28 protein-coding genes are annotated in these 22,889 nt (G+C 56.2%); 15 read left to right on the forward strand and 13 right to left on the reverse strand.

Going from position 1 to position 22,889, the window contains the following annotated elements; genetic code table 11:
- The first annotated feature begins 77 nt into the window (after positions 1–77).
- Positions 78–1,280, forward strand: a complete 1,203-nt coding sequence (locus FHW16_RS08075) for a GGDEF domain-containing protein (protein ID WP_182548554.1) — start codon at positions 78–80, stop codon at positions 1,278–1,280.
- Here FHW16_RS08075 and FHW16_RS08080 read toward each other — a convergent pair whose 3' ends face one another.
- From FHW16_RS08080 to FHW16_RS08105, 6 genes are all read right to left on the reverse strand, one after another.
- Positions 1,281–1,706, reverse strand: coding sequence for an OsmC family protein (locus tag FHW16_RS08080; protein ID WP_182548555.1), 426 nt, complete (start codon positions 1,704–1,706; stop codon positions 1,281–1,283). It abuts the gene before it with no gap.
- A gap of 25 nt (positions 1,707–1,731) precedes the next feature.
- Complete coding sequence (gene queF, locus FHW16_RS08085) at positions 1,732–2,166, reverse strand: preQ(1) synthase (protein WP_432652015.1); 435 nt, start codon at positions 2,164–2,166, stop codon at positions 1,732–1,734.
- Between the two features lie 23 nt (positions 2,167–2,189).
- Positions 2,190–2,576, reverse strand: a complete 387-nt coding sequence (locus FHW16_RS08090) for a 6-pyruvoyl trahydropterin synthase family protein (RefSeq protein ID WP_182548557.1) — start codon at positions 2,574–2,576, stop codon at positions 2,190–2,192.
- A 48-nt stretch (positions 2,577–2,624) separates the two neighbouring features.
- On the reverse strand, positions 2,625–3,284 hold the full coding sequence (gene queE / locus FHW16_RS08095; RefSeq protein ID WP_182548558.1) for a 7-carboxy-7-deazaguanine synthase: 660 nt from the start codon (positions 3,282–3,284) through the stop codon (positions 2,625–2,627).
- Positions 3,281–3,991, reverse strand: a complete 711-nt coding sequence (gene queC / locus FHW16_RS08100; RefSeq protein ID WP_182548559.1) for a 7-cyano-7-deazaguanine synthase QueC — start codon at positions 3,989–3,991, stop codon at positions 3,281–3,283. The genes queE and queC overlap by 4 nt, the downstream gene beginning before the upstream one ends.
- A gap of 76 nt (positions 3,992–4,067) precedes the next feature.
- Positions 4,068–4,472, reverse strand: a complete 405-nt coding sequence (locus tag FHW16_RS08105) for a hypothetical protein (RefSeq protein ID WP_182548560.1) — start codon at positions 4,470–4,472, stop codon at positions 4,068–4,070.
- A gap of 193 nt (positions 4,473–4,665) precedes the next feature.
- On the opposite strand from FHW16_RS08105, the gene FHW16_RS08110 reads away from it, so the two are divergent.
- The 5 genes from FHW16_RS08110 to FHW16_RS08130 all read left to right on the forward strand — a co-directional run bounded on the left by FHW16_RS08110 (position 4,666) and on the right by FHW16_RS08130 (position 8,959).
- Positions 4,666–5,139 (forward strand): GNAT family N-acetyltransferase, encoded by a 474-nt coding sequence (locus tag FHW16_RS08110; RefSeq protein ID WP_182548561.1) that lies wholly within the window; start codon positions 4,666–4,668, stop codon positions 5,137–5,139.
- A 380-nt stretch (positions 5,140–5,519) separates the two neighbouring features.
- Positions 5,520–5,918: a succinate dehydrogenase, cytochrome b556 subunit gene (sdhC, locus tag FHW16_RS08115; RefSeq protein ID WP_182548562.1), complete on the forward strand. Its 399-nt coding sequence runs from the start codon at positions 5,520–5,522 to the stop codon at positions 5,916–5,918.
- A gap of 13 nt (positions 5,919–5,931) precedes the next feature.
- Positions 5,932–6,315 (forward strand): succinate dehydrogenase, hydrophobic membrane anchor protein, encoded by a 384-nt coding sequence (gene sdhD, locus FHW16_RS08120; protein WP_182548563.1) that lies wholly within the window; start codon positions 5,932–5,934, stop codon positions 6,313–6,315.
- A gap of 2 nt (positions 6,316–6,317) precedes the next feature.
- Positions 6,318–8,165, forward strand: coding sequence for a succinate dehydrogenase flavoprotein subunit (gene sdhA / locus FHW16_RS08125; RefSeq protein ID WP_182548564.1), 1,848 nt, complete (start codon positions 6,318–6,320; stop codon positions 8,163–8,165).
- 14 nt (positions 8,166–8,179) lie between these two features.
- Complete coding sequence (locus FHW16_RS08130; protein ID WP_182548565.1) at positions 8,180–8,959, forward strand: succinate dehydrogenase iron-sulfur subunit; 780 nt, start codon at positions 8,180–8,182, stop codon at positions 8,957–8,959.
- Positions 8,960–9,034: 75 nt separating this feature from the next.
- Here FHW16_RS08130 and FHW16_RS08135 read toward each other — a convergent pair whose 3' ends face one another.
- Positions 9,035–9,472 (reverse strand): OsmC family protein, encoded by a 438-nt coding sequence (locus FHW16_RS08135; RefSeq protein ID WP_182548566.1) that lies wholly within the window; start codon positions 9,470–9,472, stop codon positions 9,035–9,037.
- Between the two features lie 62 nt (positions 9,473–9,534).
- Complete coding sequence (locus FHW16_RS29070) at positions 9,535–9,666, reverse strand: hypothetical protein (RefSeq protein ID WP_281410096.1); 132 nt, start codon at positions 9,664–9,666, stop codon at positions 9,535–9,537.
- A 4-nt stretch (positions 9,667–9,670) separates the two neighbouring features.
- Here FHW16_RS29070 and FHW16_RS08140 point away from each other — a divergent pair, with 4 nt between their 5' ends.
- Together FHW16_RS08140 and FHW16_RS08145 are read left to right on the forward strand one after the other, a co-directional pair.
- A complete protein-coding gene (locus tag FHW16_RS08140) occupies positions 9,671–9,829 on the forward strand; it encodes a hypothetical protein (protein WP_182548567.1) in 159 nt (52 codons plus the stop codon).
- A gap of 21 nt (positions 9,830–9,850) precedes the next feature.
- On the forward strand, positions 9,851–10,888 hold the full coding sequence (locus FHW16_RS08145) for an aldo/keto reductase (protein WP_182548568.1): 1,038 nt from the start codon (positions 9,851–9,853) through the stop codon (positions 10,886–10,888).
- 15 nt (positions 10,889–10,903) lie between these two features.
- On the opposite strand, the gene FHW16_RS08150 is transcribed toward FHW16_RS08145, so the two are convergent.
- Positions 10,904–12,157 carry a ubiquinone biosynthesis hydroxylase gene (locus tag FHW16_RS08150; RefSeq protein ID WP_182548569.1) on the reverse strand — a complete coding sequence of 418 codons (1,254 nt, stop codon included), beginning with the start codon at positions 12,155–12,157 and terminating at the stop codon, positions 10,904–10,906.
- Between the two features lie 121 nt (positions 12,158–12,278).
- On the opposite strand from FHW16_RS08150, the gene tesB reads away from it, so the two are divergent.
- The 6 genes from tesB (at position 12,279) to FHW16_RS08180 (ending at position 19,824) form a co-directional block, all read left to right on the forward strand.
- On the forward strand, positions 12,279–13,148 hold the full coding sequence (gene tesB, locus FHW16_RS08155) for an acyl-CoA thioesterase II (protein ID WP_182548570.1): 870 nt from the start codon (positions 12,279–12,281) through the stop codon (positions 13,146–13,148).
- A 253-nt stretch (positions 13,149–13,401) separates the two neighbouring features.
- Positions 13,402–13,740, forward strand: a complete 339-nt coding sequence (locus FHW16_RS08160) for a P-II family nitrogen regulator (RefSeq protein ID WP_105734234.1) — start codon at positions 13,402–13,404, stop codon at positions 13,738–13,740.
- Positions 13,741–13,766: 26 nt separating this feature from the next.
- Positions 13,767–15,143, forward strand: a complete 1,377-nt coding sequence (locus FHW16_RS08165; protein WP_182548571.1) for an ammonium transporter — start codon at positions 13,767–13,769, stop codon at positions 15,141–15,143.
- Between the two features lie 236 nt (positions 15,144–15,379).
- Entirely contained in the window at positions 15,380–18,007 is a 2,628-nt protein-coding gene (locus FHW16_RS08170; protein WP_182548572.1) for a DNA translocase FtsK, read from the forward strand.
- Positions 18,008–18,219: 212 nt separating this feature from the next.
- Entirely contained in the window at positions 18,220–18,888 is a 669-nt protein-coding gene (locus FHW16_RS08175) for an outer membrane lipoprotein carrier protein LolA (protein WP_182548573.1), read from the forward strand.
- A gap of 129 nt (positions 18,889–19,017) precedes the next feature.
- Complete coding sequence (locus tag FHW16_RS08180) at positions 19,018–19,824, forward strand: exodeoxyribonuclease III (RefSeq protein ID WP_182548574.1); 807 nt, start codon at positions 19,018–19,020, stop codon at positions 19,822–19,824.
- A 1-nt stretch (position 19,825) separates the two neighbouring features.
- Here the strand turns inward: FHW16_RS08180 and FHW16_RS08185 are convergent, their stop codons facing one another.
- Complete coding sequence (locus FHW16_RS08185; protein WP_182548575.1) at positions 19,826–20,284, reverse strand: cyclic nucleotide-binding domain-containing protein; 459 nt, start codon at positions 20,282–20,284, stop codon at positions 19,826–19,828.
- A 141-nt stretch (positions 20,285–20,425) separates the two neighbouring features.
- Entirely contained in the window at positions 20,426–21,109 is a 684-nt protein-coding gene (locus FHW16_RS08190; RefSeq protein ID WP_091879514.1) for a response regulator transcription factor, read from the reverse strand.
- 129 nt (positions 21,110–21,238) lie between these two features.
- Between FHW16_RS08190 and FHW16_RS08195 the strand changes: the two genes are divergently transcribed.
- On the forward strand, positions 21,239–21,772 hold the full coding sequence (locus FHW16_RS08195) for a L,D-transpeptidase family protein (RefSeq protein WP_182548576.1): 534 nt from the start codon (positions 21,239–21,241) through the stop codon (positions 21,770–21,772).
- A gap of 6 nt (positions 21,773–21,778) precedes the next feature.
- On the opposite strand, the gene FHW16_RS08200 is transcribed toward FHW16_RS08195, so the two are convergent.
- Both FHW16_RS08200 and FHW16_RS08205 read right to left on the reverse strand, forming a co-directional pair.
- Complete coding sequence (locus tag FHW16_RS08200; protein ID WP_182548577.1) at positions 21,779–22,450, reverse strand: class I SAM-dependent methyltransferase; 672 nt, start codon at positions 22,448–22,450, stop codon at positions 21,779–21,781.
- A 9-nt stretch (positions 22,451–22,459) separates the two neighbouring features.
- A complete protein-coding gene (locus tag FHW16_RS08205) occupies positions 22,460–22,888 on the reverse strand; it encodes an EVE domain-containing protein (RefSeq protein WP_182548578.1) in 429 nt (142 codons plus the stop codon).
- Between the last annotated feature and the right edge of the window lies 1 nt (position 22,889).

The following is a 22,889-nucleotide window of genomic DNA, read 5'->3' on the forward strand; positions in this document are numbered from 1 at the left end:
TTTCAATCGCCCGTGCGTATTCCATGCTACGATCTTGAAAACAGGTTGCCCCGTTCGGCAGATCACAGGATAACACCATGAGCGGTGCGGGCTTTATTCTCGCAATGAATCTTTTCATGTCGGGCATTTTTGCTACGGCATTTTTCATGATCGGGCTTTATGACCGGAAAAACGTAGCGGCGCATTTCTTTGCGTTGGCCTACGCGCTCGGCATGCTCAATTTTGCCATTGAATTCCTGATCCCGTCACTGGCCGATGCGCGTGTTGCAGTATTCCTGGCTTTCGCGGTGCTGATTGTTGCCATGCTGATTTTTACCGCGGGTATTGCCCAGCGTTACGCAAAGGCAATTCCGTGGACTCTCTTTTCTGCGGTGCTTGTGGGCTCGATTATTGCGAACCAGCTGAGCGAGGATATGCCGCGCCAGTCCATCGTCCGCATGTCGATCTATCAAGGCCCCTACGCCATCATCTTTGCGCTCTGTGCCCTGTTCGTCCTGCGTTCATCGTTACGCTCCGGCTTTGACCGGGCGTTGATGGTACTGTTTGCGCTCAACGCGGCGCATTTCCTGTCAAAGCCGTTTCTGGCAGCCGTGCTTGGCGGGATGGGTGACAGCCCGCAAAGCTATATCTCGACACAATATGCTCTGCTCTCGCAATCGGCATCGGCTGTCCTGTCCGTTGCCACGGCCATTCTGCTTCTGACGATCCTGACCCGCAATATTCTGGCCAACATATCTTCCGTTTCCGAAACCGATGTACTGTCATCTCTGCTCAACCGGCGCGGATTTGAGGGACGAGCAAGGGCGGCGCTCACCCGCGCGCAGCATCTGGGCAATCCGATCAGTCTGATCATCTGCGATCTCGATTATTTCAAGCAGATCAATGACAGTCATGGGCATGGCACGGGGGATAAGGTGATCGCCGGTTTTGCGGCGATCCTGCGCGCAGTGTCGGATCAGGAAAAGGTTGTTGCGCGTATCGGTGGCGAAGAATTTGCCGTCCTGCTTCCTGGCTCCATCAGTCAAGCTGCCCGGCAATATGCAGAAGATGTGCGGCAGGCCTTTGCGGGCTTTGAATTGGCAGAACTTGCCGGCGGCCAAAGCCTGACTGCAAGTTTCGGCATTGCGGAGTCGCAATCGGGTGAAGGGCTCAGCAGCATGATGCGCCGCGCCGATCATGCGTTGTATGAGGCCAAGAAGGCCGGACGCAATTGCGTACGTATCGCTGCCAATGACCTACCCGAGACCGGAACAGAAAATGTTCAGCGATTGGAGGGCTGATTAGCCTACCGTCGTTGTGAAAGACGGATTGCCGCGCAATGTGTTGCTGACGGTACAGATCTCGTTTTCCGCTGCTTCGACAATGGCATGGCGTGTCGCCGCGTCGATATCGCCGGTGATGGTGAAAGCGATATGGAAACGTTCGACGCGTGAGAGGCCTTCTTTGGCCTTGTCGCCGGTCACGTGGGCTTCAACAGTTTCGAGCTTGCCGGCAACGCCAAGCCGGGCTGCTGCCATTTTTGCGCTCAGCACCAGACAGGCCGACAGTGATGCGTAGAGCAGATCGAGCGGCCCAAAGCCTGCTTCGGAAACCGCATGGGCGACGTTGAGGACGCCGCCCGTATGGGATGTAACAACCGGTTGGCCGCCGTGCAGCAAAACAGCTGTGGCGCCAACGTCTCTTGTTCTGATCTTGAGTTCAGCCATTACCGTTGTCTCCCGCTGTATGTGATTAGCCGCGTCCGCGATAGGCGGGCACACCCTGGTCAGGCAACCAGAGGCCTTCCGGTGCAGGGCCCGTTTGCCAGAAGACGTCAATGGGGATACCGCCGCGCGGGTACCAATAGCCGCCTATGCGCAACCACAACGGTTTTACTGCTTCAACGATGCGCTTGCCGATATTGACGGTGCAGTCTTCGTGGAATGCGCCATGGTTGCGGAAGCTGGTCAGGAACAGTTTCAGCGACTTGGATTCGACCAGCGCCTGATCGGGTGCATAATCGATGACCAGATGTCCAAAATCCGGCTGGCCGGTGACGGGACAGAGCGATGTGAATTCCGGGCAGGCAAAGCGGGCGAGAAACAGCGTTCCGGCTTGCGGGTTCGGCACGGCGTCGAGAAGCGCCTCGTCAGGATGGTGGGGAATGGGAACATCCTTACCCAGCATCGTTGCCTGTTCTGCGTAATGACTCATGCCGCCTTCTCCAGTGGTTCGAATTCGCCCTGATACTCGCACCCCTCGCCGCAACTGTCGCGATAGATGCCGATTTCGGCCAAAGCCGGAAGATCCGGAGCAATACGCCGCCATAGCCATATGGCGATGGTCTCCAGCGTCGGCAACTCCAGACCATCAATTTCATTGAGATACCGGTGATCAAGCGCATGACGCGCGCTTTTGATGGCGGCTTTGACAGCTCCAAGATCGGCAATCAGTCCGGTCTTGGGATCCGGTCTGCCCTGCAGGGTGACGCGAACGCGGAAACTGTGTCCGTGCAAGCGCTGGTTGACATGGCCATCGGGAAAAGAATGCGGCAGATGATGTGCCGCTTCAAACGTGAAGTCGGTAAAGATTCTCATGGTATTCCTCTTCAGCACTGGCGCATGAGGCGCCCGCCAAAATTGCCCTCAGGGCAAGCCAATCAATTTATGTGTCTGCGTGCTCAGCCGCCAAAGCGGATGGGCGAGGCAATAGGCCGCTGCAGATGCCACATGCTTGGCGGTTTGCGCCGGATCACCGATGACGTCAAGAGGTTGCAAGTAGAAATGCTGAAATGAGAGCTGCTCGAAATGCGAGGGATGGGTCGCAGCTTCGGCCTGCGGAAAGACGAGCTTGAGCTCGTGGCCACTGGTCTGCACAAGCGTGGTATCGGCCTTGGGCGAGACGCATATCCAGTCAAGCCCGACAGGGGCGGCGATGGTGCCATTGGTCTCGACACCGACTTCGAAGCCCCTGCTATGGAAGGCAGCGATCAGGACGGGATCGAGCTGCAACAGCGGCTCGCCGCCGGTGCAGATGACATAGGGCTTTCCGTTTGAACGACCGCCGCGCGGCCACGCTGCCGCAACCGCATCGGCCAGAGCGGCGGCGGTTTTGAATTTGCCGCCGCCGGGGCCGTTTATGCCGACAAAATCCGTATCGCAAAAGCGGCACTGCGCATCGGCACGGTCGCGTTCAAGTCCGGACCAGAGATTGCATCCGGCAAAGCGCAAGAACACAGCGGCACGGCCGGTGTGGTTGCCTTCGCCTTGAAGGGTCAGATAGATTTCTTTCACGGCGTAGGTCATGCGGCTTCTGCCTTGAACTTTTGCCATCCGCCAGAGCGCAATTCACAGGCGGGACATGTGCCGCAGCCATAGCCCCAGGCATGGCGGGCCGAACGATCGCCGAGATAGCAGGTGTGGGTATTTTCAACGATCATGTCGAGCAACGGATCACCGCCTATATTCTGGGCCAAGGCGAATGTTTCCGCCTTATCAAGCCACATCAATGGGGTTTCGATGGTGATGCGGCGATCAAGACCCAATGATAATGCGACCTGTTGGGCTTTCAGGGTGTCGTCGCGGCAATCGGGATAACCAGAATAATCGGTTTCGCACATGCCTCCAACGATGACGCGCAGGCCGCGCCGATAGGCGAGGGCGGCGGCCAGGGTGAAAAACAGCAGGTTACGGCCCGGAACAAATGTATTGGGCAGGCCGTTCTCTGCCATCTCGATGGCAATGTCGTCGGTCATCCCAGTGGCGCCGAGCTGGCCGATCACGCCGGCATCAAGCCGGTGATCGTCGCCAAGGCGTTCCACCCATTGCGGAAACTGGCGGATGAGGCTGGTGCGGAAATCATTGCGCACGTCAAGCTCCACCCGATGGCGCTGGCCATAGTCAAAGCCGACCGTTTCGACCCGGTCAAAACGCGAAAGCGCCCAAGCAAGGCAGGTGGCAGAATCCTGCCCGCCAGAAAACAGGACGAGCGCACCGTCGGAATTGCGAGCCATGGAATAACCTCTTCAATGAAGCGGCCCCCATACAGGGCGCGGCCCGGCGAGGCAAATCAAATATGGGAGGAGAGGTCTATTGGCAGCCCGGAATGCCGAGAATCGGTATTTCACCACGGTCAATGCCATACATATAGCCGCGACCGCGCACGACAATCGGGGCATCGCAGCCTGTATTGGGTGCAGGAATAACGCCGATGACATAGGGATCAGCGGGTGGAGAGATGATGGCCGGTCCCTTGGCCCGCTTGTAAACGCGGACCTGTTTGCGGAGCTCGCGTCCGAGCGTGTCGGACTTGACGGCGGCGGCACCGACAAAGATCATCTTCGGACCATCAGGGTCCTGCACGATCACATTGCCATACTCATCACCGTAGGCATCACGAACATTGACATCGTAGGCGGCAGCGCTTTGTGTGACTATGAAAATTGTCAGGCCAGACAACAAAAGCGTGACCGTGTGTTTGCGGAAAGCGAACATGGACAAGCTCCTTTGTTAAACTGGCTGCGACAGTGCAAGCATTAACCTATTATTAATGCTTGTCATCCGCCAAAACGCTTTTGAATCGATTTTTGCCTGGTAGTGGCGGTTGACGGGCGCGGCACAATCAACCAATCCTCAGCAGATGCAGGCCAGCCGGAAGTGCTGCCGGAGTGAAAGGGATGATGCGACCATGACGACAAAGACCGCAGACGAACACGCCGTCGACATTTCTCTGCTGCATCTCAACGATGCACACGAGTTTGCACCCTTACTCGCAAGCTATGCGCAGGCGCTGAAGCGGGGCGCACCGCGCCGTCCGGATGACTATTATGCGGAAAATCTTCTGCGTGATCGTGCGGCTGAAATCGCCGGTGCCCGGCTCGACGGCAATCTCGTCGGCTTTGTCATTTTCTACGATCTGCCCGAGCCTGTATCCGGAATGCGTGCCGGACAGGTCGACCATATTTATGTGCATCACGATCATCGTGGTAAAGGCATAGCCAAGGCACTAATCGACGTTCTGGCAGACAAGGCGGAAGAGCGGGGCTGGACAAAACTGTCTCTTAACGCGCCACGCCTGCCGGAAGATGGGCGCAAACTGTACGAGCAGATCGCAGCCACTGCCGACTGGACGAGTTTCATTATCCGTTTTGGCAACCAGTAAAACCGCCTGGGCCCTATCCGGATAACGCAACGAGCATCCTGGGAGCGACTCGCGATGTTCCGTTCGCGTTTGCACAATCAAGCGTCTCAACCGGCCCAAAAGGCTTAAATAGGACAGACTCACTCACATATTTTTGATCACCAAGAAAGCGCGATCAGAGGGTTTTTTCAGTCGTTTCACAGGGTTTAAACGATTGAATTTTCTACCAAAACCTTATCCTCTTGCTATTGGTGCCAATTCGCCGCATGAGGGGGGTGAATGGGCCTTTGACGCAGTGCAAAAACGGGACTAAAACCCTTCTAAATTTGCCTCTATCCAGCCTTTCGGCCCTGCCCGTCAATCAAGGTTCAAATGGCGCGGCGCTTATCACTGGGGACGCTATGAGCAAGACTAACCTTCATGCCAATCGGCCACTGTCGCCGCATCTGTCAATCTACAAACTCATTCCCACTATGGTCATGTCCATCGTTCACCGCATCACCGGCGGCGCGCTGTATTTCGGCACGCTGCTTGTTGCCTGGTGGCTGATCGCAACGGCGACAAGCGAGACGCAGTTCAATCTCGTCAGCTGGGTATTCAGTTCATGGATCGGTTTGCTGGTTCTGCTCGGTTACACCTGGGCACTCATCCATCATATGATCGGTGGCATCCGTCATCTGATCTGGGATACCGGCCGTGGCCTTGAAAAGCATACGACGACGAAGATGGCCATCGCGTCACTCATTCTCTCCATAGCGTTGACGATCCTGATCTGGATCGCAGCGTTCACGATTTTGTAAAGGAGGCGGGACAATGAGCGAAATGCGCACACCGCTTAAGAAGGTTCGCGGACTGGGTTCTGCGCACGAAGGTACGGAGCATTTCTGGCGTCAGCGGTTGACCGCCGTCGCCAACGTACCGCTGATGCTGTTTTTCATTGGTCTGATCATTTATCTGCATCGTGCAGGCTATGTGGAAACAAGGGCCGCTCTTTCGCACCCGCTGACTGCGCTGGTATTGCTGATGGTGATCATATCAGGTCTCTATCACATGCGCCTTGGCATGCAGGTCATCATTGAAGACTACGTAACCAGCGAAGGCAAGAAACTCGCCTGTCTGATGCTCAATACGTTTTTCACCCTTGTGGTGGGTATTGCCTGCGTCTTTGCGATCATCAAGCTGAGCTTCGGAGGCTAATCTTGGCAACTACAGACAAGAACGGGACCGCCGGCAAGAACGGTAAGGCCTATACATTCGTTGATCACAAATTTGATGTGGTCGTGGTTGGTGCCGGTGGTGCCGGTCTGCGCGCTACGCTTGGCATGGCCGAGCAGGGTTTGAAGACGGCCTGCATTACCAAGGTGTTCCCGACCCGCTCGCACACCGTTGCGGCACAGGGCGGTATCGCTGCATCTCTGAGCAATATGGGCGCTGATTCCTGGCAGTGGCACATGTACGATACCGTCAAAGGATCGGACTGGCTCGGCGATACGGATGCCATGGAATATCTGGCACGCGAAGCGCCGGCTGCTGTCTACGAACTGGAGCATTACGGCGTGCCTTTCTCGCGCACGGAAGAGGGCAAGATCTATCAGCGCCCCTTCGGCGGCCACATGATGAACTATGGCGATGGTCCGCCCGTCCAGCGCACATGTGCTGCAGCCGATCGCACAGGTCATGCCATCCTGCACACGCTTTATGGCCAGAGCCTGCGTCACAATGCGCAGTTCTTCATCGAATATTTTGCGCTGGATCTGATTCAGGATGCGGATGGCACGATAACAGGCGTTGTCGCCTGGAACCTCGATGACGGCACGATACATCGCTTTGCCGCCAAAATGGTTGTTCTGGCAACGGGTGGTTACGGTCGGTCTTACTTCTCGGCAACATCCGCTCATACCTGCACCGGTGACGGTGGTGGTATGGTGGCGCGCGCCGGTCTTCCCCTGCAGGATATGGAATTCGTTCAGTTTCATCCGACCGGCATTTACGGCGCAGGCTGCCTGATCACTGAAGGTGCGCGCGGCGAGGGCGGCTATCTCGTCAATTCCGAGGGCGAGCGCTTCATGGAGCGCTATGCACCGTCGGCCAAGGATCTGGCATCGCGCGACGTGGTTTCGCGCTGCATGACCCTGGAAATCCGCGAAGGGCGCGGCGTGGGCAAGGACAAGGATCACATCTTCCTGCATCTTGACCATCTCGACCCAGCTGTTCTGCATGAACGTCTGCCCGGCATTTCCGAATCAGCGAAGATTTTTGCCGGTGTTGATCTGACCAAGGAACCCATCCCGGTTCTGCCGACGGTTCACTACAACATGGGTGGCATTCCGACCAATTATTGGGGTGAAGCGCTCAATCCGACCAAGGATGATCCAGACCGCATCCAGCCGGGCCTGATGGCTGTCGGCGAGGCGGGCTGCGCGTCGGTGCACGGGGCCAACCGTCTGGGCTCGAATTCGCTAATCGATCTCGTGGTCTTTGGCCGTGCGGCCGCCATCCGCGCCGGTCAGGTTATCGACCGCAATGCCAAGATCCCTGCCATCAACGAGGCTTCGGTCGAGAAAATCATGGAGCGTTTCGACCGTCTGCGTCATGCCAATGGCAGTACACCGACAGCTGTCCTGCGGGAAAAGATGCAGAAGACAATGCAGGAAGATGCTGCGGTATTCCGTACATCGGAATCGCTGAAGTCGGGCGTTGAACGCATGGAGAAAATCTGGAGCGAACTCCCGGATATCAAGGTGACTGACCGCTCGATGATCTGGAATTCCGATCTGGTGGAAACATTGGAACTGGAAAATCTGATGGCCAATGCGCTGACGACGGTCGTCGCCGCTGAAGCGCGCAAGGAAAGCCGCGGCGCTCATGCGCACGAGGATTTCCCCAAGCGCGATGACGTCAATTGGCGCAAGCACAGCCTTGCCTGGCTCTCCCCCGAAGGGGAGGTCAAGCTTGACTATCGTCCCGTTCATCTTGACCCGCTGGTCAAGGAAGAGGACGGCGGCATCAGCCTTGCCAAGATCGCGCCAAAAGCGCGTGTGTACTAAGGGATCAGAGCATTATGGTTGAACTTGCACTTCCCAAGAATTCGAAGATGCGTCCCGGCAAGACATGGGACCGCCCGCAGGGCGCCAACAATCTTCGCGAGTACCGCATTTATCGCTGGTCACCGGATGATGGCGAAAATCCGCGGATCGATACCTATTATGTCGACCTCGACGATTGCGGACCGATGGTTCTCGATGGCCTGTTGTGGATCAAGAACAAGATCGATCCGACGTTGACCCTGCGCCGCTCCTGCCGTGAAGGCATCTGCGGTTCCTGTGCGATGAACATCGATGGAACGAACACGCTCGCCTGCACCAAGGGCATGGACGAAATCAAGGGTGCGGTTAAAATCTATCCCTTGCCGCATCTTCCCGTGGTCAAGGATCTCGTGCCCGATCTGTCGAATTTCTATGCCCAGCATCGTTCGATCGAGCCCTGGCTCAAGACGGTTTCGCCGGAGCCGGCAAAGGAATGGCTGCAGAGCCACGATGATCGTGCCAAGCTCGACGGGTTGTACGAGTGTATCCTGTGCGCCTGCTGTTCGACGTCCTGCCCAAGCTATTGGTGGAACGGCGATCGTTATCTCGGACCGGCTGTTCTGCTGCAGGCCTATCGCTGGCTGATCGACAGCCGCGACGAGGCAACGGGCGAGCGTCTTGATAATCTGGAAGACCCGTTCCGGCTCTATCGCTGCCATACCATCATGAACTGCGCGCAGACCTGCCCGAAGGGGCTGAATCCCGCCAAGGCAATCGCCGAAATCAAGAAGATGATGGTCGAACGCCGGATCTAGGTATTGATCACAATGATGGCTGAATAAAAACGGGCGCTTAAAGCGCCCGTTTTGTTTGACATGCGGAACGCCCGATCACGCCAGCTTTGCATCCAGCGTTACCTGAATGGCGCCGAGTGCCTTGGAAAGCGGGCAGGAGGCTTTTGCTTGCTCCGCGAGTTTGGCAAAGGTGTCGGCATCAATACCGGGTACATTACCGACCAGAGTAATAGCGCTTTTGGTGATTTCAAAGCCACCGCCGGCCGCTGGGTTGATGCTTACCGCTGCCTTGGCGTCCAGTTTTTCAGCTGGCGTGCCATTTTCTGCCAGAAAATGCGAAAGCTGCATGGCAAAACAACCGGCATGGGCCGCCGCTAAAAGCTCTTCCGGATTGGTTCCGGACGTGCCGCTTGCATCCTCGAAACGAGCCTTGAAGTTATAGGGGAGGCCCTTGAGTGCGCCGCTTTGCGTATCAAGAGTTCCGGTACCGTCTTTCAAGGCGCCTTTCCAGATTGCCGTCGCTTGTCTGTCCATTATTGACTCTCCCTTGGTTGATTCATTCGGGTTATTGCTGCCCTATTGGTAACGCAAGAACATTACAGCAGTTCCTTGGCATCGACAGGATGTTGGAACTTGCCAGATTTTACAAGTTTCGGCAGCATTGGGATCTTTCCATAGGCGGTCTTTTCATCAATCAATTCACCGGGCAATACGGTGATCGTGATCAATAAAATGTCACCTTTGCAGCGTCAGCACCTCAACGAGGTGGAAAAGCAGGATTTGATTGCTATGCTAGACACGGCCGCTGCCGCAGTTCAGACCTCCCCTCACTACGGCCAGCGTGTCCGAAAGCTGAAGCAGAAGCTCGGCCTCGAAATCGAACGCTCTTGAATTCAAAACAGGAAAATCCCCGTGAAATTGAAAAAGCTTGGCCGGACGGATATTGACGTCACGGAAATTTGCCTCGGCACCATGACCTGGGGCGTACAGAACACCGAAGCGGATGCGCATGCGCAAATCGACTATGCGCTCGAATCCGGAATAAACTTCATGGATACGGCGGAGATCTATGCGGTCCCGCCAACGGCCGAGACCTATGGCAAGACCGAGACATATATCGGCAACTGGTTCAAGAAGACCGGCAAGCGTGACCAGTTTGTGCTGGCAACAAAAATTGCGGGTGGTGGACGCAACAGCTGGATCCGCGGCGGCAGCCTCATGAGCAAGGCCACGATCGCCGAAGCGGTGGATGGCAGCCTGAAACGTCTACAGACTGATTATATCGATCTTTATCAGGTACACTGGCCGGTTCGGGGACATTATCATTTCGGCAGTGGCTGGGAATATGCGCCGCATCACCAGAACAGGGCTGAGGTAGGGCCACAAATCGAGGAAGCTCTCGCTGGCCTGGATGAAATGGTGAAGGCGGGCAAGATCCGTCATATTGGCCTTTCCAACGAAACCGCCTGGGGCATTGCCCAATGGCTGAAACTTGCCGAACGCCAGGATCAGCCGCGCGTTGTTTCAGTTCAGAATGAGTACAGCCTGTTGCAGCGGGCATTCGACCTCGATCTGGCGGAACTCAGCCACCACGAAGATGTCGGGCTTCTTGCTTACTCATCCCTGGCTTCGGGCGTTCTGACTGGCAAATATCTCGATGGAAAGGTGCCAGCAGGCACGCGGGGCTCGCTGCAGGCGCTTTGGCGGAACAATGAGCACGCCGATCCGGCTGTTCGGGCCTATCTTGAACTTGCCCGCAAACACAGTCTTGATGTTGCACAACTGTCGATTGCCTTTGCACTGAGCAGGCCGTTTGTCACATCAGTCATCATCGGCGCGACATCAATGGAACAGCTGAAGATCGATATTGGCGCTGCCGATGTCACGCTGACCCCGGAAATCCTCGCGGAAATCCAGGCCATTTATCGAGCCTATCCCCGCCCGCTGTAAGGGCGGAAAACCGCTTCAGATCGATTGACCCTGAAGCAGTTTCGGCGCTGTTGTCGACAATCCTGCGGCTTGACGGATGAAAAATCCTTTGAGCCGCGGCATGCGCTCTACAAGACCCAATCCGAAGTCACGCAGGGCGCGAACCGGCACATTGTCGTTGGAGAACAAACGGTTCAGGACGTCGGTGGTTACGCCCATCTGTACCGTGTCGAAACGGCGCCAGCTCTGATAACGCTCAAGGACGGCGACAGAGCCGATGTCGAGCCCGAGGCGGTCGGCATCGACAATGGTTTCAGCGATTGCCGCGGCGTCCTTGAAGCCCAGATTGAGGCCCTGACCGGCGATCGGGTGAATGCCGTGAGCTGCATCACCGACCAGCGCAAAGCGCGGCTTGACGAAATCGCGCGCTAAAGTCAGCCCAAGCGGGAAAGCCTTGCGTGGTCCTTCGACCCGCAGTTCTCCGAGCTTCAGGCCAAAGCGTTGCTCAAGCTCCGCTTCGAAAACAAAGTCATCTTCCTTGATCAACCGCTCAGCATCAGCGGTACGCTCGGTCCAAACGAGTGACGAACGATTACCGCTAAGCGGCAGGATGGCAAAGGGACCCGCGGGAAGGAAATGCTCTTCCGCGCGACCATGGTGGGGGCGTTCGTGTGCGACTGTGCAGACAATACCGGACTGGTCATATTCCCAGTTGACGGTCTTGATACCAGCCATATCGCGCAATCGCGATTTGACGCCATCGGCAGCCAGAAGCAGACGCGCCCGCAGCTCTTTGTCATCGCCATACCGAACGGTGAGGTGTTCGTCCTCGTTGTGAAAACCGTGGACGGGTGCACCTTCTATAAATGTAATACCGATCTCTTCGGCTTTCGCACGCAAAGATGCATTGAGCACGCGGTTCTCAACCATATGGGCAAAAGGCTCGCCGGGTTCGATCTCGCCGTTGAAGGTTAGAAAGACCGGTCGGACCGGATCTGAGGTGCGCGAATCCGTAACAATCATCTCAGTGATCGGCTGCGCCTTTGGCAGGATTTCCTCCCAGCAGCCCAGCCGGTCGAGCATGCGGCTTGCAGCGGCTGCAATTGCTGAGGCGCGGGTGTCATTGCGCCAGACGCCCGCAGGCGCTGCGTCAATCACGGTTACAGCCAGATGCGGTGCAGAAGATTTCAGCGCGACGGCTGTTGCCATGCCAACATAGCCTGCGCCCGCGATAATGATATCGGCGCTGCCGGGGATCTTGGATGTCTGTGTCCGGGTTCTTTCGGCCATGATTGCCTCCGGTTTCTCTTTGCTCTTGCGCCTACGTGACGCTTGACTTGTTTACCTGTTCCTGTTGCAAGCGGTTTGAGGCACTATTATGCCGGCCGTACGAACAGGAGTTGCGCCCATCATGTCTGATGCCATGAAAGAGCTTTTGTCCATACTCGACCTTGAGACACTTGAACACAACCTGTTTCGAGGTCGCAGCCCGCAGGTTGGCTGGCAACGTGTGTTTGGCGGACAGGTCATCGGTCAGGCGCTGGTGGCAGCGCAGCGCACGGTTGATCCCGAACGCCACGTGCATTCCCTGCACAGCTATTTCATGCGGGCAGGCGACCCGAAGGTGCCGATCATCTATGAGGTGGATCGTATCCGCGATGGCTCGAGCTTTACAACCCGGCGTGTCGTCGCAATCCAGCATGGCCATGCCATTTTTTCACTCGAAGCGTCCTTCCAGATCGAGGAAAAAGGTCTTGAACATCAGAAGCCGATACCCTTGGACGTTCTTGAGCCGGAAAAGCTGATGAGTGACAAGGACCTGAAGGAGCAATACCTGCAGAATGCGCCAGCCAACGTGCGCAAGTATTGGGAACAGGACCGCCCCATCGAGATGAAGCCTTTGTCGCTCACCCACTATTTCACGCGGGAAAAGCTGCCGCCGGAACAGAATGTCTGGATCAGGGCAACGGGTGCTGTGCCCAACGATCGTGCCGTGCAGGCCGCGGTTCTTGCTTATCTGTCCGACATGACATTGCTCGATACATCGCTCTATGCCCATGGCCGTTCCATTTTCGACAAGGATTTGCAGGTTGCCAGCCTTGATCACGCCATGTGGTTTCATCGTCCCTTCAAATTCGATGACTGGTTGCTTTATACGGCAGACAGCCCCAGCGCCGCTGGCGCGCGCGGCTTCAATCGTGGCGCGCTTTATAGCCGCGATGGCACTCTTATTGCCTCGACGGCGCAGGAAGGCCTAATTCGTGTGCATCCATCCGAGTGAAACTCCACTCCCTTGGTATAAATGCCTAATTTTTAGGCGCATTGCCGGATAATGTATTGTGCACTGCCGAAGTGATAAAAATTATTATTTTTAATCAATGACTTAGTATTATTTTTCCAGTCTGGCACGGAACTTGAATACTCCTTACCAGTCGCCAAGGGTCGTCAAGGCTCGGGGGATGGGTTCAACGCGGATTGCTGCTGTTCGGGTAATTCCACCTGAAGGGTACCGCGCTAGCGCAGGGGTATAGTCAATGAAAATTGTGATGGCCATCATCAAGCCGTTCAAGCTGGACGAAGTGCGCGAAGCACTTACCGCTGTCGGCATCCAGGGCCTGACCGTCACCGAGGTGAAAGGTTATGGCCGCCAGAAAGGACACACCGAGATTTATCGTGGCGCGGAATATGCCGTCAGCTTTCTTCCCAAACTGAAGGTGGAAGTTGCTGTCGCGTCAGAGCTCGTCGACACCGCCGTTGAAGCCATCACCACCGCCGCCAAAACCGGTCAGATCGGTGACGGGAAAATCTTCGTTCTCAGTATTGATCAGGCCGTCCGTATCCGTACGGGCGAAACTGACACTGATGCGCTTTGAGTCATTTGGGGTTTAAGGAGAAAATAATGAAAATTCCAACCAGTCTGACATCCGCGGTGCGCAGTACCCTTCTGGGTTCACTGGCGCTGACCGCATTCGGTTCGCTGGCCGCGCTTGCACAGGAAGCTGCGCCTGCTGTAGCCGATGCAGCCGCCGCTGCTGCGCCGACAGTAGACAAGGGCGACACCGCCTGGATGATGATTTCCAGCGTGCTGGTGCTGTTCATGATCGTTCCGGGCCTTGCCCTGTTCTATGGCGGTCTCGTCCGCGCCAAGAACGTTCTTTCCGTTCTCATGCAGTGCACCGGCATTGCGGCTGTCGTCATGGTCATCTGGGTCTTCTACGGTTACTCCTTCGCCTTTGGCGGCGGTACCAGCCCTTACTGGGGCGGCCTCGGCAAAGTGTTCCTGTCGGGCGTGACACCGGCTTCGGTTGCAGCAACCTTCACCAAGGGTGTCGGCATTCCCGAATATGTGTTCATCTGCTTCCAGATGACCTTTGCTGCCATTACGCCAGCTCTGATCATTGGTGCCTTCGCTGAGCGCATCAAATTCTCTGCTACGATCCTCTTCGTTATCCTCTGGGTTACGTTCGTCTATTTCCCGATTGCCCACATGGTTTGGGATGCCAACGGTCTGATCTTCGGTTGGGGCGCGCTTGATTTTGCCGGTGGTACGGTTGTTCACATCAATGCCGGTATTGCCGGTCTGGTTGGCGCACTTCTCGTCGGCAAGCGGGCAGGCTTGGGCCGCGACATGATGGCTCCGCATTCCATGCCCTTCACGATGATTGGCGCCGCGATCCTGTGGGTTGGCTGGTTCGGCTTCAACGCCGGTTCGGCCCTCGAAGCCAATGGTACAGCGACACTTGCGATGATCAACACGTTCACGGCGACTGCCGGTGCGATCATTGCCTGGGTTGCCATCGAAGCGCTTGCCCGCAAGACGGCCTCGATGCTCGGTGCAGCGTCGGGTGTGGTTGCCGGTCTGGTTGCTGTTACCCCGGCTGCCGGTACAATTGGCCCGGTCGGCGCCATCTTCCTCGGCGCAATCGCCAGCATCGTCTGCTACTACATGGTTGCCGTGGTCAAGCCGAAGCTCGGCTATGACGACAGCCTTGATGTTTTTGGTGTGCATGGCATCGGTGGTATCATCGGCGCGATCGGCACTGGCATCTTCACCAGCACCACGCTTGGCGGTGTTGGCTATGCGGGCGAAGTTACCATGGGTGCGCAGGTCATCGTGCAGATCAAGGCTGTGCTCGTCACGCTGGTCTGGAGCGGCGTCGGTTCGTTCATTCTCTTCAAGATTGTTGACGTTGTTATTGGCCTGCGTCCGACGGCCGAAGCCGAGTCTATCGGTCTCGACCTGACCTCGCATGGTGAAGCCGCTTACCACAATTAATGGGCGGTTTTTTACAGGAACTGAAAGGGCCCGGTTTTCCGGGCCCTTTTCTTTTGGAGGTGGTTGCTAATGAATGCGAGAAAACCTCTTCCCCACGACAATCCTGCTTGCCCCAACGTAATTTCATTCCTGCCTGCCATGGTTAATGCCCCCTTAACCATCCGCGCCGTAACGTGGGAATCGAATCTGCGGTTATTCACGACCGCCGTGCGTGCGTTTACTTAGGGCGAGATTTCATGCGTCAAGGATATTCAGCCTCCTATGCGATTGATGAAAACCGGCACGGGTTAACGACCCTCTTTCGCCGGCAGATCCAGATTGTCTGGGGTTTGGCGCTGTTTTGCTTCGTGGCGTTTGCCATTGGAAGTCTTGCAACCTGGAATGTTATCGATCCAAGCTTCAGTCACGCGACTTCCAATCCGGTGCATAACGCACTTGGTTATGCGGGCGCGGTTTTTGCTGATCTCGGCATGCAGTTCTTTGGCCTTTCGGCGCTGGTTGCTCTCATGCCTGCCTTGTTTTGGGGAGGTCTGATGCTGACTGGCCGGGGCTTGGATCGTTTGCCGCGCCGGGCGATTGCCTGGTTCTGTGCGTCGTTGATGGCCGCAGCAATGGCTGGCTGCTTCAACATTCCTGCCAGCTGGCCAATGCCCATCGGCCTGGGCGGTGTTTTTGGCGACATGGTTCTCAAAATCCCCGCAATTTTCACCGGTACATTTCCACGTGGCGGCCTCGCCATGATCCTTGTCGCGGTGCTTGCCTTGCCAACGCTATGGATATTCGGTTTTGCCAGTGGTCTGACGTATCGCGACAGCGAACCTGTCGTGGCGAAGAAGTCCGGCCGTCAGGTCACGCGCGAAGAGGATTTTGACGATGAGGACGAAGACGACGAGGAAAGCGAAGGCGGAAGCTGGCTCGCACTCGGCGCACTGACTCACTGGTTTTTGAGCATCAAGGCTTTGTTCCGTCGTATCTTCGGGCGCAGTGCAGGCCTCTATAGCAGCGCCCGCAGCATGGCCGCACGGCACAATGACGATGATATGTTTGACGATGTGCCTGTCGCACGGCAGAACGATGCACGCCGTGAACCGGGCTTCTATGATGAAGCGCCGCGCATCGACGCGCCATCTATCGACATTGGCAATGATGATTTTGGCCGTGAGTCCGATGACTATGATCCGATTGCCTTCAGCGAAGAGGATGATGTCGATGATTGGGCGCCTCAAGCAGCCCCCGCACGTCCTGCAGCCGCGCCCGGCGCAAGAGCACGCATCGATACGCCAGCGCCGGCACCCAAGGCGGGCGTTCGCGTGCAGCGCGAGGCACAGACTTCCCTGATCAAATCCGATGCATTCGAGATGCCGCCGCTGCATTTCCTCAGTGAGCCCAAGAATGTCGTGCGCAATCCAAGCCTTTCCAAGGAAGCGCTTGAGCAGAATGCGCGACTGCTTGAGGGTGTGCTTGAAGATTTCGGTGTCCGCGGTGAGATCATCCATGTCCGCCCGGGACCGGTTGTGACACTTTATGAACTTGAGCCTGCGCCAGGGATAAAATCATCACGCGTCATCACGCTTGCCGATGATATTGCACGTTCGATGAGCGCCATTGCAGCTCGTGTTGCCGTTGTACCCGGGCGCAATGCCATCGGTATCGAATTGCCGAACCAGACCCGCGAAATGGTCTATCTGCGCGAACTGCTGGCCAGTCGGGATTTCGAGCAGACGAAAACCAAACTGGCGCTGGCGCTGGGTAAGACGATCAATGGCGAAGCGGTTATTGCCGATCTGGCCAAGATGCCGCATTTGCTGGTCGCGGGTACGACCGGTTCGGGTAAATCTGTCGCCATCAACACAATGATCCTGTCGCTGCTTTACCGAATGACCCCGGAACAGTGCCGCTTGATCATGATCGATCCCAAAATGCTGGAACTGTCGATCTATGACGGGATTCCGCATCTGCTGACGCCCGTTGTGACTGATCCGAAAAAGGCCGTCGTGGCGCTGAAGTGGACGGTCAAGGAAATGGAAGACCGCTACCGCAAGATGTCGAAGGTCAGCGTCCGCAACATTGACGGCTTCAATCAGCGGGTCGAGCAGGCACAGAAGAAGGGTGAGCGCATCGCCCGGACCGTGCAGACCGGATTTGACCGGGCAACGGGCGAGGCAGTCTACGAGACGGAAGAACTCGATTTGCAGCCGATGCCTTACATCGTTGTGATCATCGACGAGATGGCCGATCTGATGATGGTCGCGGGCAAGGACATTGAAGGCGCAGTGCAGCGCCTGGCGCAGATGGCCCGTGCGGCCGGTATCCATGTGATCATGGCGACTCAGCGTCCGTCGGTGGACGTGATCACCGGTACGATCAAGGCGAACTTCCCGACGCGTATTTCCTTTCAGGTGACCTCCAAGATCGATTCGCGCACCATTCTGGGTGAGCAGGGCGGAGAGCAGCTGCTGGGCATGGGTGACATGCTCTACATGGCCGGTGGCGGCCGTATTCAGCGTGTACACGGACCTTTTGTCGGCGACGATGAAGTCGAAAAGATCGTCAACCATCTGAAAATGCAGGGTGTACCTGAATATCTCGATGCGATCACCGAAGAGGATGACGAAGATGATATGGGCGGCGGTCCCGCCGGAACATCCAATCTGGAAGATTCAGACGATCCCTATGATCAGGCCGTTGCTGTGGTGCTGCGGGACAAGAAGGCATCGACCAGTTACATTCAGCGGCGTCTCGGCATTGGCTACAATCGTGCCGCTTCGATTATCGAGCGTATGGAGCAGGAGGGGATTGTCGGGCCTGCCAACCATGCAGGCAAGCGCGACATCCTCGTGCCGACACAGGATGATGATTTTTAAAGGTGCTGTTACGTAACATTTTTGGGTCCCGACGCTGTAACGGCTCGAGCAAGTGACTATGTAACGATGTGATGGGGTGTTACGTAACTAGTATTCAGCCCCCGCATAATAAAATTGAGGAACAAGTTGCGGTTTCCCGCCGTTTCTCGGCCACAGTCAGGTCAAACTGGCCGGGTATAAAGCAAGAGAATAAGACAGGAGACATAATCACCATGACAACGACAAAAGCTTCGTTTCGCACGATTGGCACCTTTGCCCGGACCTGTGCTGCGGCTTCCGTGGTTGGCATGGGGCTGTTTCTTGGTGCAGCTGGTGTTTCTGGACAGGCGAATGCCCAGGCGGCACCGGCCGCCATCAACGGGGCTCAGCAGATTGCCAACCAGTTTTCCAGCGTCAAGACAATGACCGGCGACTTCGTTCAGTTCGGCCCGCGCGGCGAGCAGACTGAAGGCACATTCTATATCGAGCGGCCCGGCAAAATCCGCTTCACCTATAACAAGCCATCACCGATCCGTGTCATTTCCGATGGCGAATCAGTTGTCATCAACAATCGCAAGCTCGATACGTGGGATCTCTATCCCCTGTCGAAGACACCGTTGAAGCTGCTGCTTGCCGACCAGATCGATTTGACCGGTGACCGGGTCAAGTCGGTGAAGGAAGAGCCTGACATGACCACGATCGTGCTCGGCGACAAATCTGTCTTTGGCAATTCCACTATTACGATGATGTTTGATCCGAAGACATACGAATTGCGGCAGTGGACAATCACGGATGCGCAGGGCCTCGACACGACTGTGATGATCACCAATGTCCGCAAGGATGTGAAGTTCGCCAAGGACATGTTCACGATCGATTACACGCGTATCGCGATGAAGCGCTAACAGCGTTTCGTCCTTTTTGGGCCGCTTCGTTACACCAATCGCGTGTGGACGAGCGGCCTTTCGATTTTCATTCGCTGCAAACTTGGTCTAGTCTCGTGCTGTTCCCATTCTATCGCGAGCTTATCCCCCATGCCTTTTTCTGTTGCCACCTGGAACATCAATTCCGTGCGTCTGCGCATTGATCTGGTTCTGCAGTTTTTGCGGGATTATCAGCCTGATGTCCTGTGCCTGCAGGAAACGAAATGTCCGGACGATCTTTTCCCGCGCGAAGCCTTTCACATGGCTGGCTATGAACATATCGAGATCAGCGGTCAGAAGGGGTATCACGGCGTCGCCACGCTCTCACGTCGACCATTGTCTGAACCAGCGCGGGTTGGTTTCTGCAATATCGCTGACTGCCGTCATCTGAGCACGATTGTTACCGCTGGCGCGAAACGGCTGCGTATCCATAATTTCTATGTGCCAGCGGGGGGCGACGAGCCGGATCCGCTCATCAATCCGAAATTTGCCCACAAGCTCGGCTTCCTGGAGGAAATGAAGGCGATGAACGCCGTTTATGGTGATGGCCACGCGTCATTGCTGGTGGGCGATCTGAACATCGCTCCTTTGGAGACAGATGTCTGGTCACACAAGCAATTGTTGAAAGTGGTCAGCCATACGCCGATCGAGACAGAGACATTTGAAGCGCTGCGCAAAAATGGCGGGTGGAGCGATCTGATGCGCCATTACATTCCGCCGCATGAAAAGATCTATACATGGTGGAGCTACCGCGCGGCCGATTGGGCCGCTGCTGACAAAGGCCGGCGTCTTGATCACATATGGGGCTCACCGGATCTGGAAAACGATCTGGCCAATATCACCATTCTGCGTGAAGCGCGCGGCTGGGACCGCCCCTCGGATCACGTGCCGGTCATCGCGCGGTTCAATCTGGACTAAGCTAGCGCTCGCCGAATAGATGTTCGTATTTGCTGATAGCCGCGACCATGTCGTTCAGATCGGCAGAAATCTGGGCATGGAGAGCCGCGGCAATTTCCGGATACTCCTCCAGAATACGCCGGAACAGCGATCGATTGAGCCGGATGACTTCAGTTTCCGTGTCGGCCATTGCGCTGGTGAGACGTTTTGTCTGGGCGATAATCGCCATTTCGCCGAGAACCGCTCCAGGACCAACACTCTTGAGCACGATACGGCCAGACTGGCCTTCTCGGAAGAGGGAGATCGTCCCCCGGTCGATGACGTAGGCACAATCGGCAGATTGACCTTCGCGATAAAGTTCGCGGCCTTCCCTTAAGACGAGACGCTCTGTTCCAAAGGCAAGCAAACGCAACTGGTCGCGGGTGAATGTCCCGAACAGCCCCACTGTCTCCAGAATGCGAATATCATCTTCAATTGCCATGCAAGAACAGACATATACCTAGATTGACGCCGCGCATAACCCCAAAAAATCTCCTATGATTTTTGGTGCGGGTTATGCGCAAATCAAAAGCTTTACTGCGTCCTTTATGCGCCAAAAAGCTGCATGGCGCAGTAACCGGCATCAAGGAATGAGTTTGTATCCCCCGCTTTCGGTAACGAGTATGCTTGAATTCGATGGATCATGCTCGATTTTCTGTCGCAACCGGTAGACGTGGGTCTCCAGCGTGTGGGTTGTCACGCCGGAATTGTAGCCCCAGACCTCTTCCAGAAGAACGTCACGGGTAATAACCTTGCCGCCCGCGCGGTAGAGGTACTTGATGATCGCGACTTCTTTTTCCGTCAGCCTGATCTTGCCACCCTTGGCGTCGATCAGCATTTTCTGACCCGGTTTGAAGGTGTAGGGACCAACAACAAAGGTCGCGTCTTCGCTCTGTTCGTGCTGGCGCAACTGCGCGCGGATGCGTGCCAGCAGCACGGCAAAACGGAATGGCTTGGTGACATAGTCATTAGCGCCTGATTCGAGGCCGAGGATCGTGTCCGAATCAGTGTCATGTCCGGTGAGCATGATAACGGGCGCCTTGAAACCGCCCTTGCGCAGAAGCTTTACCGCTTCCCGTCCATCCATATCAGGCAGGCCAACGTCCATGATCAGCAAGTCAACAACACCATTGCGTGCAGATTGGATACCCTTGGTTGCGTTGTCTTCCTCGATAATCTGGAACTCTTCATAGAGGCTCAACTGCTCAACCAGGATGGCGCGAAGATCAGTATCATCATCGACGATAAGAATGGTGCGTGCTGTCATATGGTTTCCCGCCCGTGCAAAGAAGTGGTTGGAATTTAAGTCGAATTGTTCCGGAAAGAAAGGGGACCGGCTTGATATTGCTTATGCGGCGCATCAGTCTGACATAAAAATGCTTTTTATGAGGCAACCATGAGTCGTACAGCGTTGAAAATGATCGATGTTCGCCGAAAGCCCGGTCATCGCAGCCGCGGGCAGCTGATTGCAGGCCAGATGGTGCTGCATTGCGCTCTGGGAAAGGGCGGTATCTCCGCTTTCAAACGGGAAGGGGACGGCGCGACGCCACTGGCACGCATGCGTCTGCTCTATGGTTTCAAGCGCCCTGACAAGCGTGTGATTGCGCCGACAGGTCTTGGTCTACGCGCGCTGCGCTGCAACGATGGCTGGTGCGAGGTAGGCGATGACCGCAATTACAACCGGAAGGTGCGTATTCCCTATGGCGCCAGCCATGAAACCATGTGGCGCAAGGATGACCTCTACGACGTCTGCATTGTCATGGACTGGAATATCAAACCAAGGCGGCGTTCGGGCGGCAGTGCCATCTTCTTTCATCTGGCGCGGCCCGGCTATACCCATACGGAGGGCTGTATTGCTCTCAATCGGCGAGATATGGATCGGCTGCTGCCATTTTTGTCACCAGAAACGATTATCCGGGTTTTGCGTTAGGCCCTGCTAACGGCGGAACTGCCAGACGGTCGTGCGTTTGACTTCCGAATCTTCGAGGATTCGTGTGACTGGCACCGAGTAGACAGCCAGTTCTTCCAGAAGGTCTTTCGGGAAATATGAACGCCCGGGATCACCGACAATCACGGTGGCTCCGCGTGCTGCCAGCGTCGTAAACCACGGGATCAGCCGGTCCGCCAGCGGCTTTTCATAGAAGACGTCGCCTGCCAGGATCACGTCCCAATCATGGTCTGTATCGATCAGATCATGAATAAGGGTTTCAATCACAACGCTGTTGGCTTTGGCATTAAGATTAATGGCTGGACGGGTAAAGGGGTCGATGTCGCAGGATGTGACATGTGCGGCTCCCGCCATCGCAGCGGCAATGCCGACCAGCCCGGAGCCAGAGGCGAAATCCAGGACGGTTCTATCTTTTACCGTGTCGGGATGATCGAGAACGTAGCGCGCAACACCTTGGCCGCCCGCCCAGGCAAAGGCCCAGAAAGGTGGCGGCAGGCCGATGGTTGCCAGTTCATCTTCGGTCCTGTGCCAGAGGTCATGGGCCTCATCGGCAAGATGCAGCCGTATCTCCGGCACATGTGGTGGTGATTGCAAGCTGGTATTCGCCAGAACAAAGCGCCGATAGCGTTCGCTGTTGGGGTCGAGCGCTTGTTCATCCATGACGGGCAATCATTGGGGTGCTGGAACAAGCCCGGCCATGCGGCAGACTTCCTCCCATTCCTCCGGTGTGACTGGCTGTACGGAAAGTCGCATCGAGGTCACAAGTGCCATCTTCTCCAGCTTTGGATTGGCCTTGACGTCCTTGAGTGTCACCGGCTTGGGCACGTCCCTCACCGCACGGATATCAACGCATTCCCAGCGAGGATCATCCGTGGTCGAGTCATGATGCACCAGCGCGCAGACCTCAACGATGCCGACGACTTCAAGACCTTCGTTGGAGTGATAGAAGAAGCCCTTGTCGCCAATCTGCATGGCTCGCATGTTGTTGCGGGCGAGATAGTTGCGCACGCCGGTCCATTCGGTACCCTTGGCGCCCGCTTCCTTTTGCTTGTTCCATGACCATGCGTCGGGTTCGGATTTAAAAAGCCAGAATGCCATG

It is taken from the genome of Phyllobacterium myrsinacearum (genome assembly GCF_014138285.1).
Lineage (GTDB): Bacteria > Pseudomonadota > Alphaproteobacteria > Rhizobiales > Rhizobiaceae > Phyllobacterium > Phyllobacterium myrsinacearum_A.

Coding starts and splice junctions, on each gene's coding strand:
- FHW16_RS08080 (WP_182548555.1), bottom strand. CDS start 1,706: ATGGCTGAACTCAAGATCAGAACAAGAGACGTTGGCGCCACAGCTGTT.
- FHW16_RS08190 (WP_091879514.1), bottom strand. CDS start 21,109: ATGACAGCACGCACCATTCTTATCGTCGATGATGATACTGATCTTCGC.
- queE (WP_182548558.1), bottom strand. CDS start 3,284: ATGACCTACGCCGTGAAAGAAATCTATCTGACCCTTCAAGGCGAAGGC.
- FHW16_RS08170 (WP_182548572.1), top strand. CDS start 15,380: ATGCGTCAAGGATATTCAGCCTCCTATGCGATTGATGAAAACCGGCAC.
- FHW16_RS08205 (WP_182548578.1), bottom strand. CDS start 22,888: ATGGCATTCTGGCTTTTTAAATCCGAACCCGACGCATGGTCATGGAAC.
- FHW16_RS08185 (WP_182548575.1), bottom strand. CDS start 20,284: ATGGCAATTGAAGATGATATTCGCATTCTGGAGACAGTGGGGCTGTTC.
- FHW16_RS08150 (WP_182548569.1), bottom strand. CDS start 12,157: ATGGCCGAAAGAACCCGGACACAGACATCCAAGATCCCCGGCAGCGCC.
- FHW16_RS08140 (WP_182548567.1), top strand. CDS start 9,671: ATGTCACCTTTGCAGCGTCAGCACCTCAACGAGGTGGAAAAGCAGGAT.
- FHW16_RS08180 (WP_182548574.1), top strand. CDS start 19,018: ATGCCTTTTTCTGTTGCCACCTGGAACATCAATTCCGTGCGTCTGCGC.
- FHW16_RS08130 (WP_182548565.1), top strand. CDS start 8,180: ATGGTTGAACTTGCACTTCCCAAGAATTCGAAGATGCGTCCCGGCAAG.
- FHW16_RS08165 (WP_182548571.1), top strand. CDS start 13,767: ATGAAAATTCCAACCAGTCTGACATCCGCGGTGCGCAGTACCCTTCTG.
- FHW16_RS08200 (WP_182548577.1), bottom strand. CDS start 22,450: ATGGATGAACAAGCGCTCGACCCCAACAGCGAACGCTATCGGCGCTTT.
- FHW16_RS08075 (WP_182548554.1), top strand. CDS start 78: ATGAGCGGTGCGGGCTTTATTCTCGCAATGAATCTTTTCATGTCGGGC.
- queC (WP_182548559.1), bottom strand. CDS start 3,991: ATGGCTCGCAATTCCGACGGTGCGCTCGTCCTGTTTTCTGGCGGGCAG.
- FHW16_RS08110 (WP_182548561.1), top strand. CDS start 4,666: ATGACGACAAAGACCGCAGACGAACACGCCGTCGACATTTCTCTGCTG.
- FHW16_RS08160 (WP_105734234.1), top strand. CDS start 13,402: ATGAAAATTGTGATGGCCATCATCAAGCCGTTCAAGCTGGACGAAGTG.
- sdhD (WP_182548563.1), top strand. CDS start 5,932: ATGAGCGAAATGCGCACACCGCTTAAGAAGGTTCGCGGACTGGGTTCT.
- tesB (WP_182548570.1), top strand. CDS start 12,279: ATGTCTGATGCCATGAAAGAGCTTTTGTCCATACTCGACCTTGAGACA.
- queF (WP_432652015.1), bottom strand. CDS start 2,166: ATGCTGGGTAAGGATGTTCCCATTCCCCACCATCCTGACGAGGCGCTT.
- sdhC (WP_182548562.1), top strand. CDS start 5,520: ATGAGCAAGACTAACCTTCATGCCAATCGGCCACTGTCGCCGCATCTG.
- FHW16_RS08135 (WP_182548566.1), bottom strand. CDS start 9,472: ATGGACAGACAAGCGACGGCAATCTGGAAAGGCGCCTTGAAAGACGGT.
- FHW16_RS08090 (WP_182548557.1), bottom strand. CDS start 2,576: ATGAGAATCTTTACCGACTTCACGTTTGAAGCGGCACATCATCTGCCG.
- FHW16_RS08195 (WP_182548576.1), top strand. CDS start 21,239: ATGAGTCGTACAGCGTTGAAAATGATCGATGTTCGCCGAAAGCCCGGT.
- FHW16_RS08105 (WP_182548560.1), bottom strand. CDS start 4,472: ATGTTCGCTTTCCGCAAACACACGGTCACGCTTTTGTTGTCTGGCCTG.
- FHW16_RS08175 (WP_182548573.1), top strand. CDS start 18,220: ATGACAACGACAAAAGCTTCGTTTCGCACGATTGGCACCTTTGCCCGG.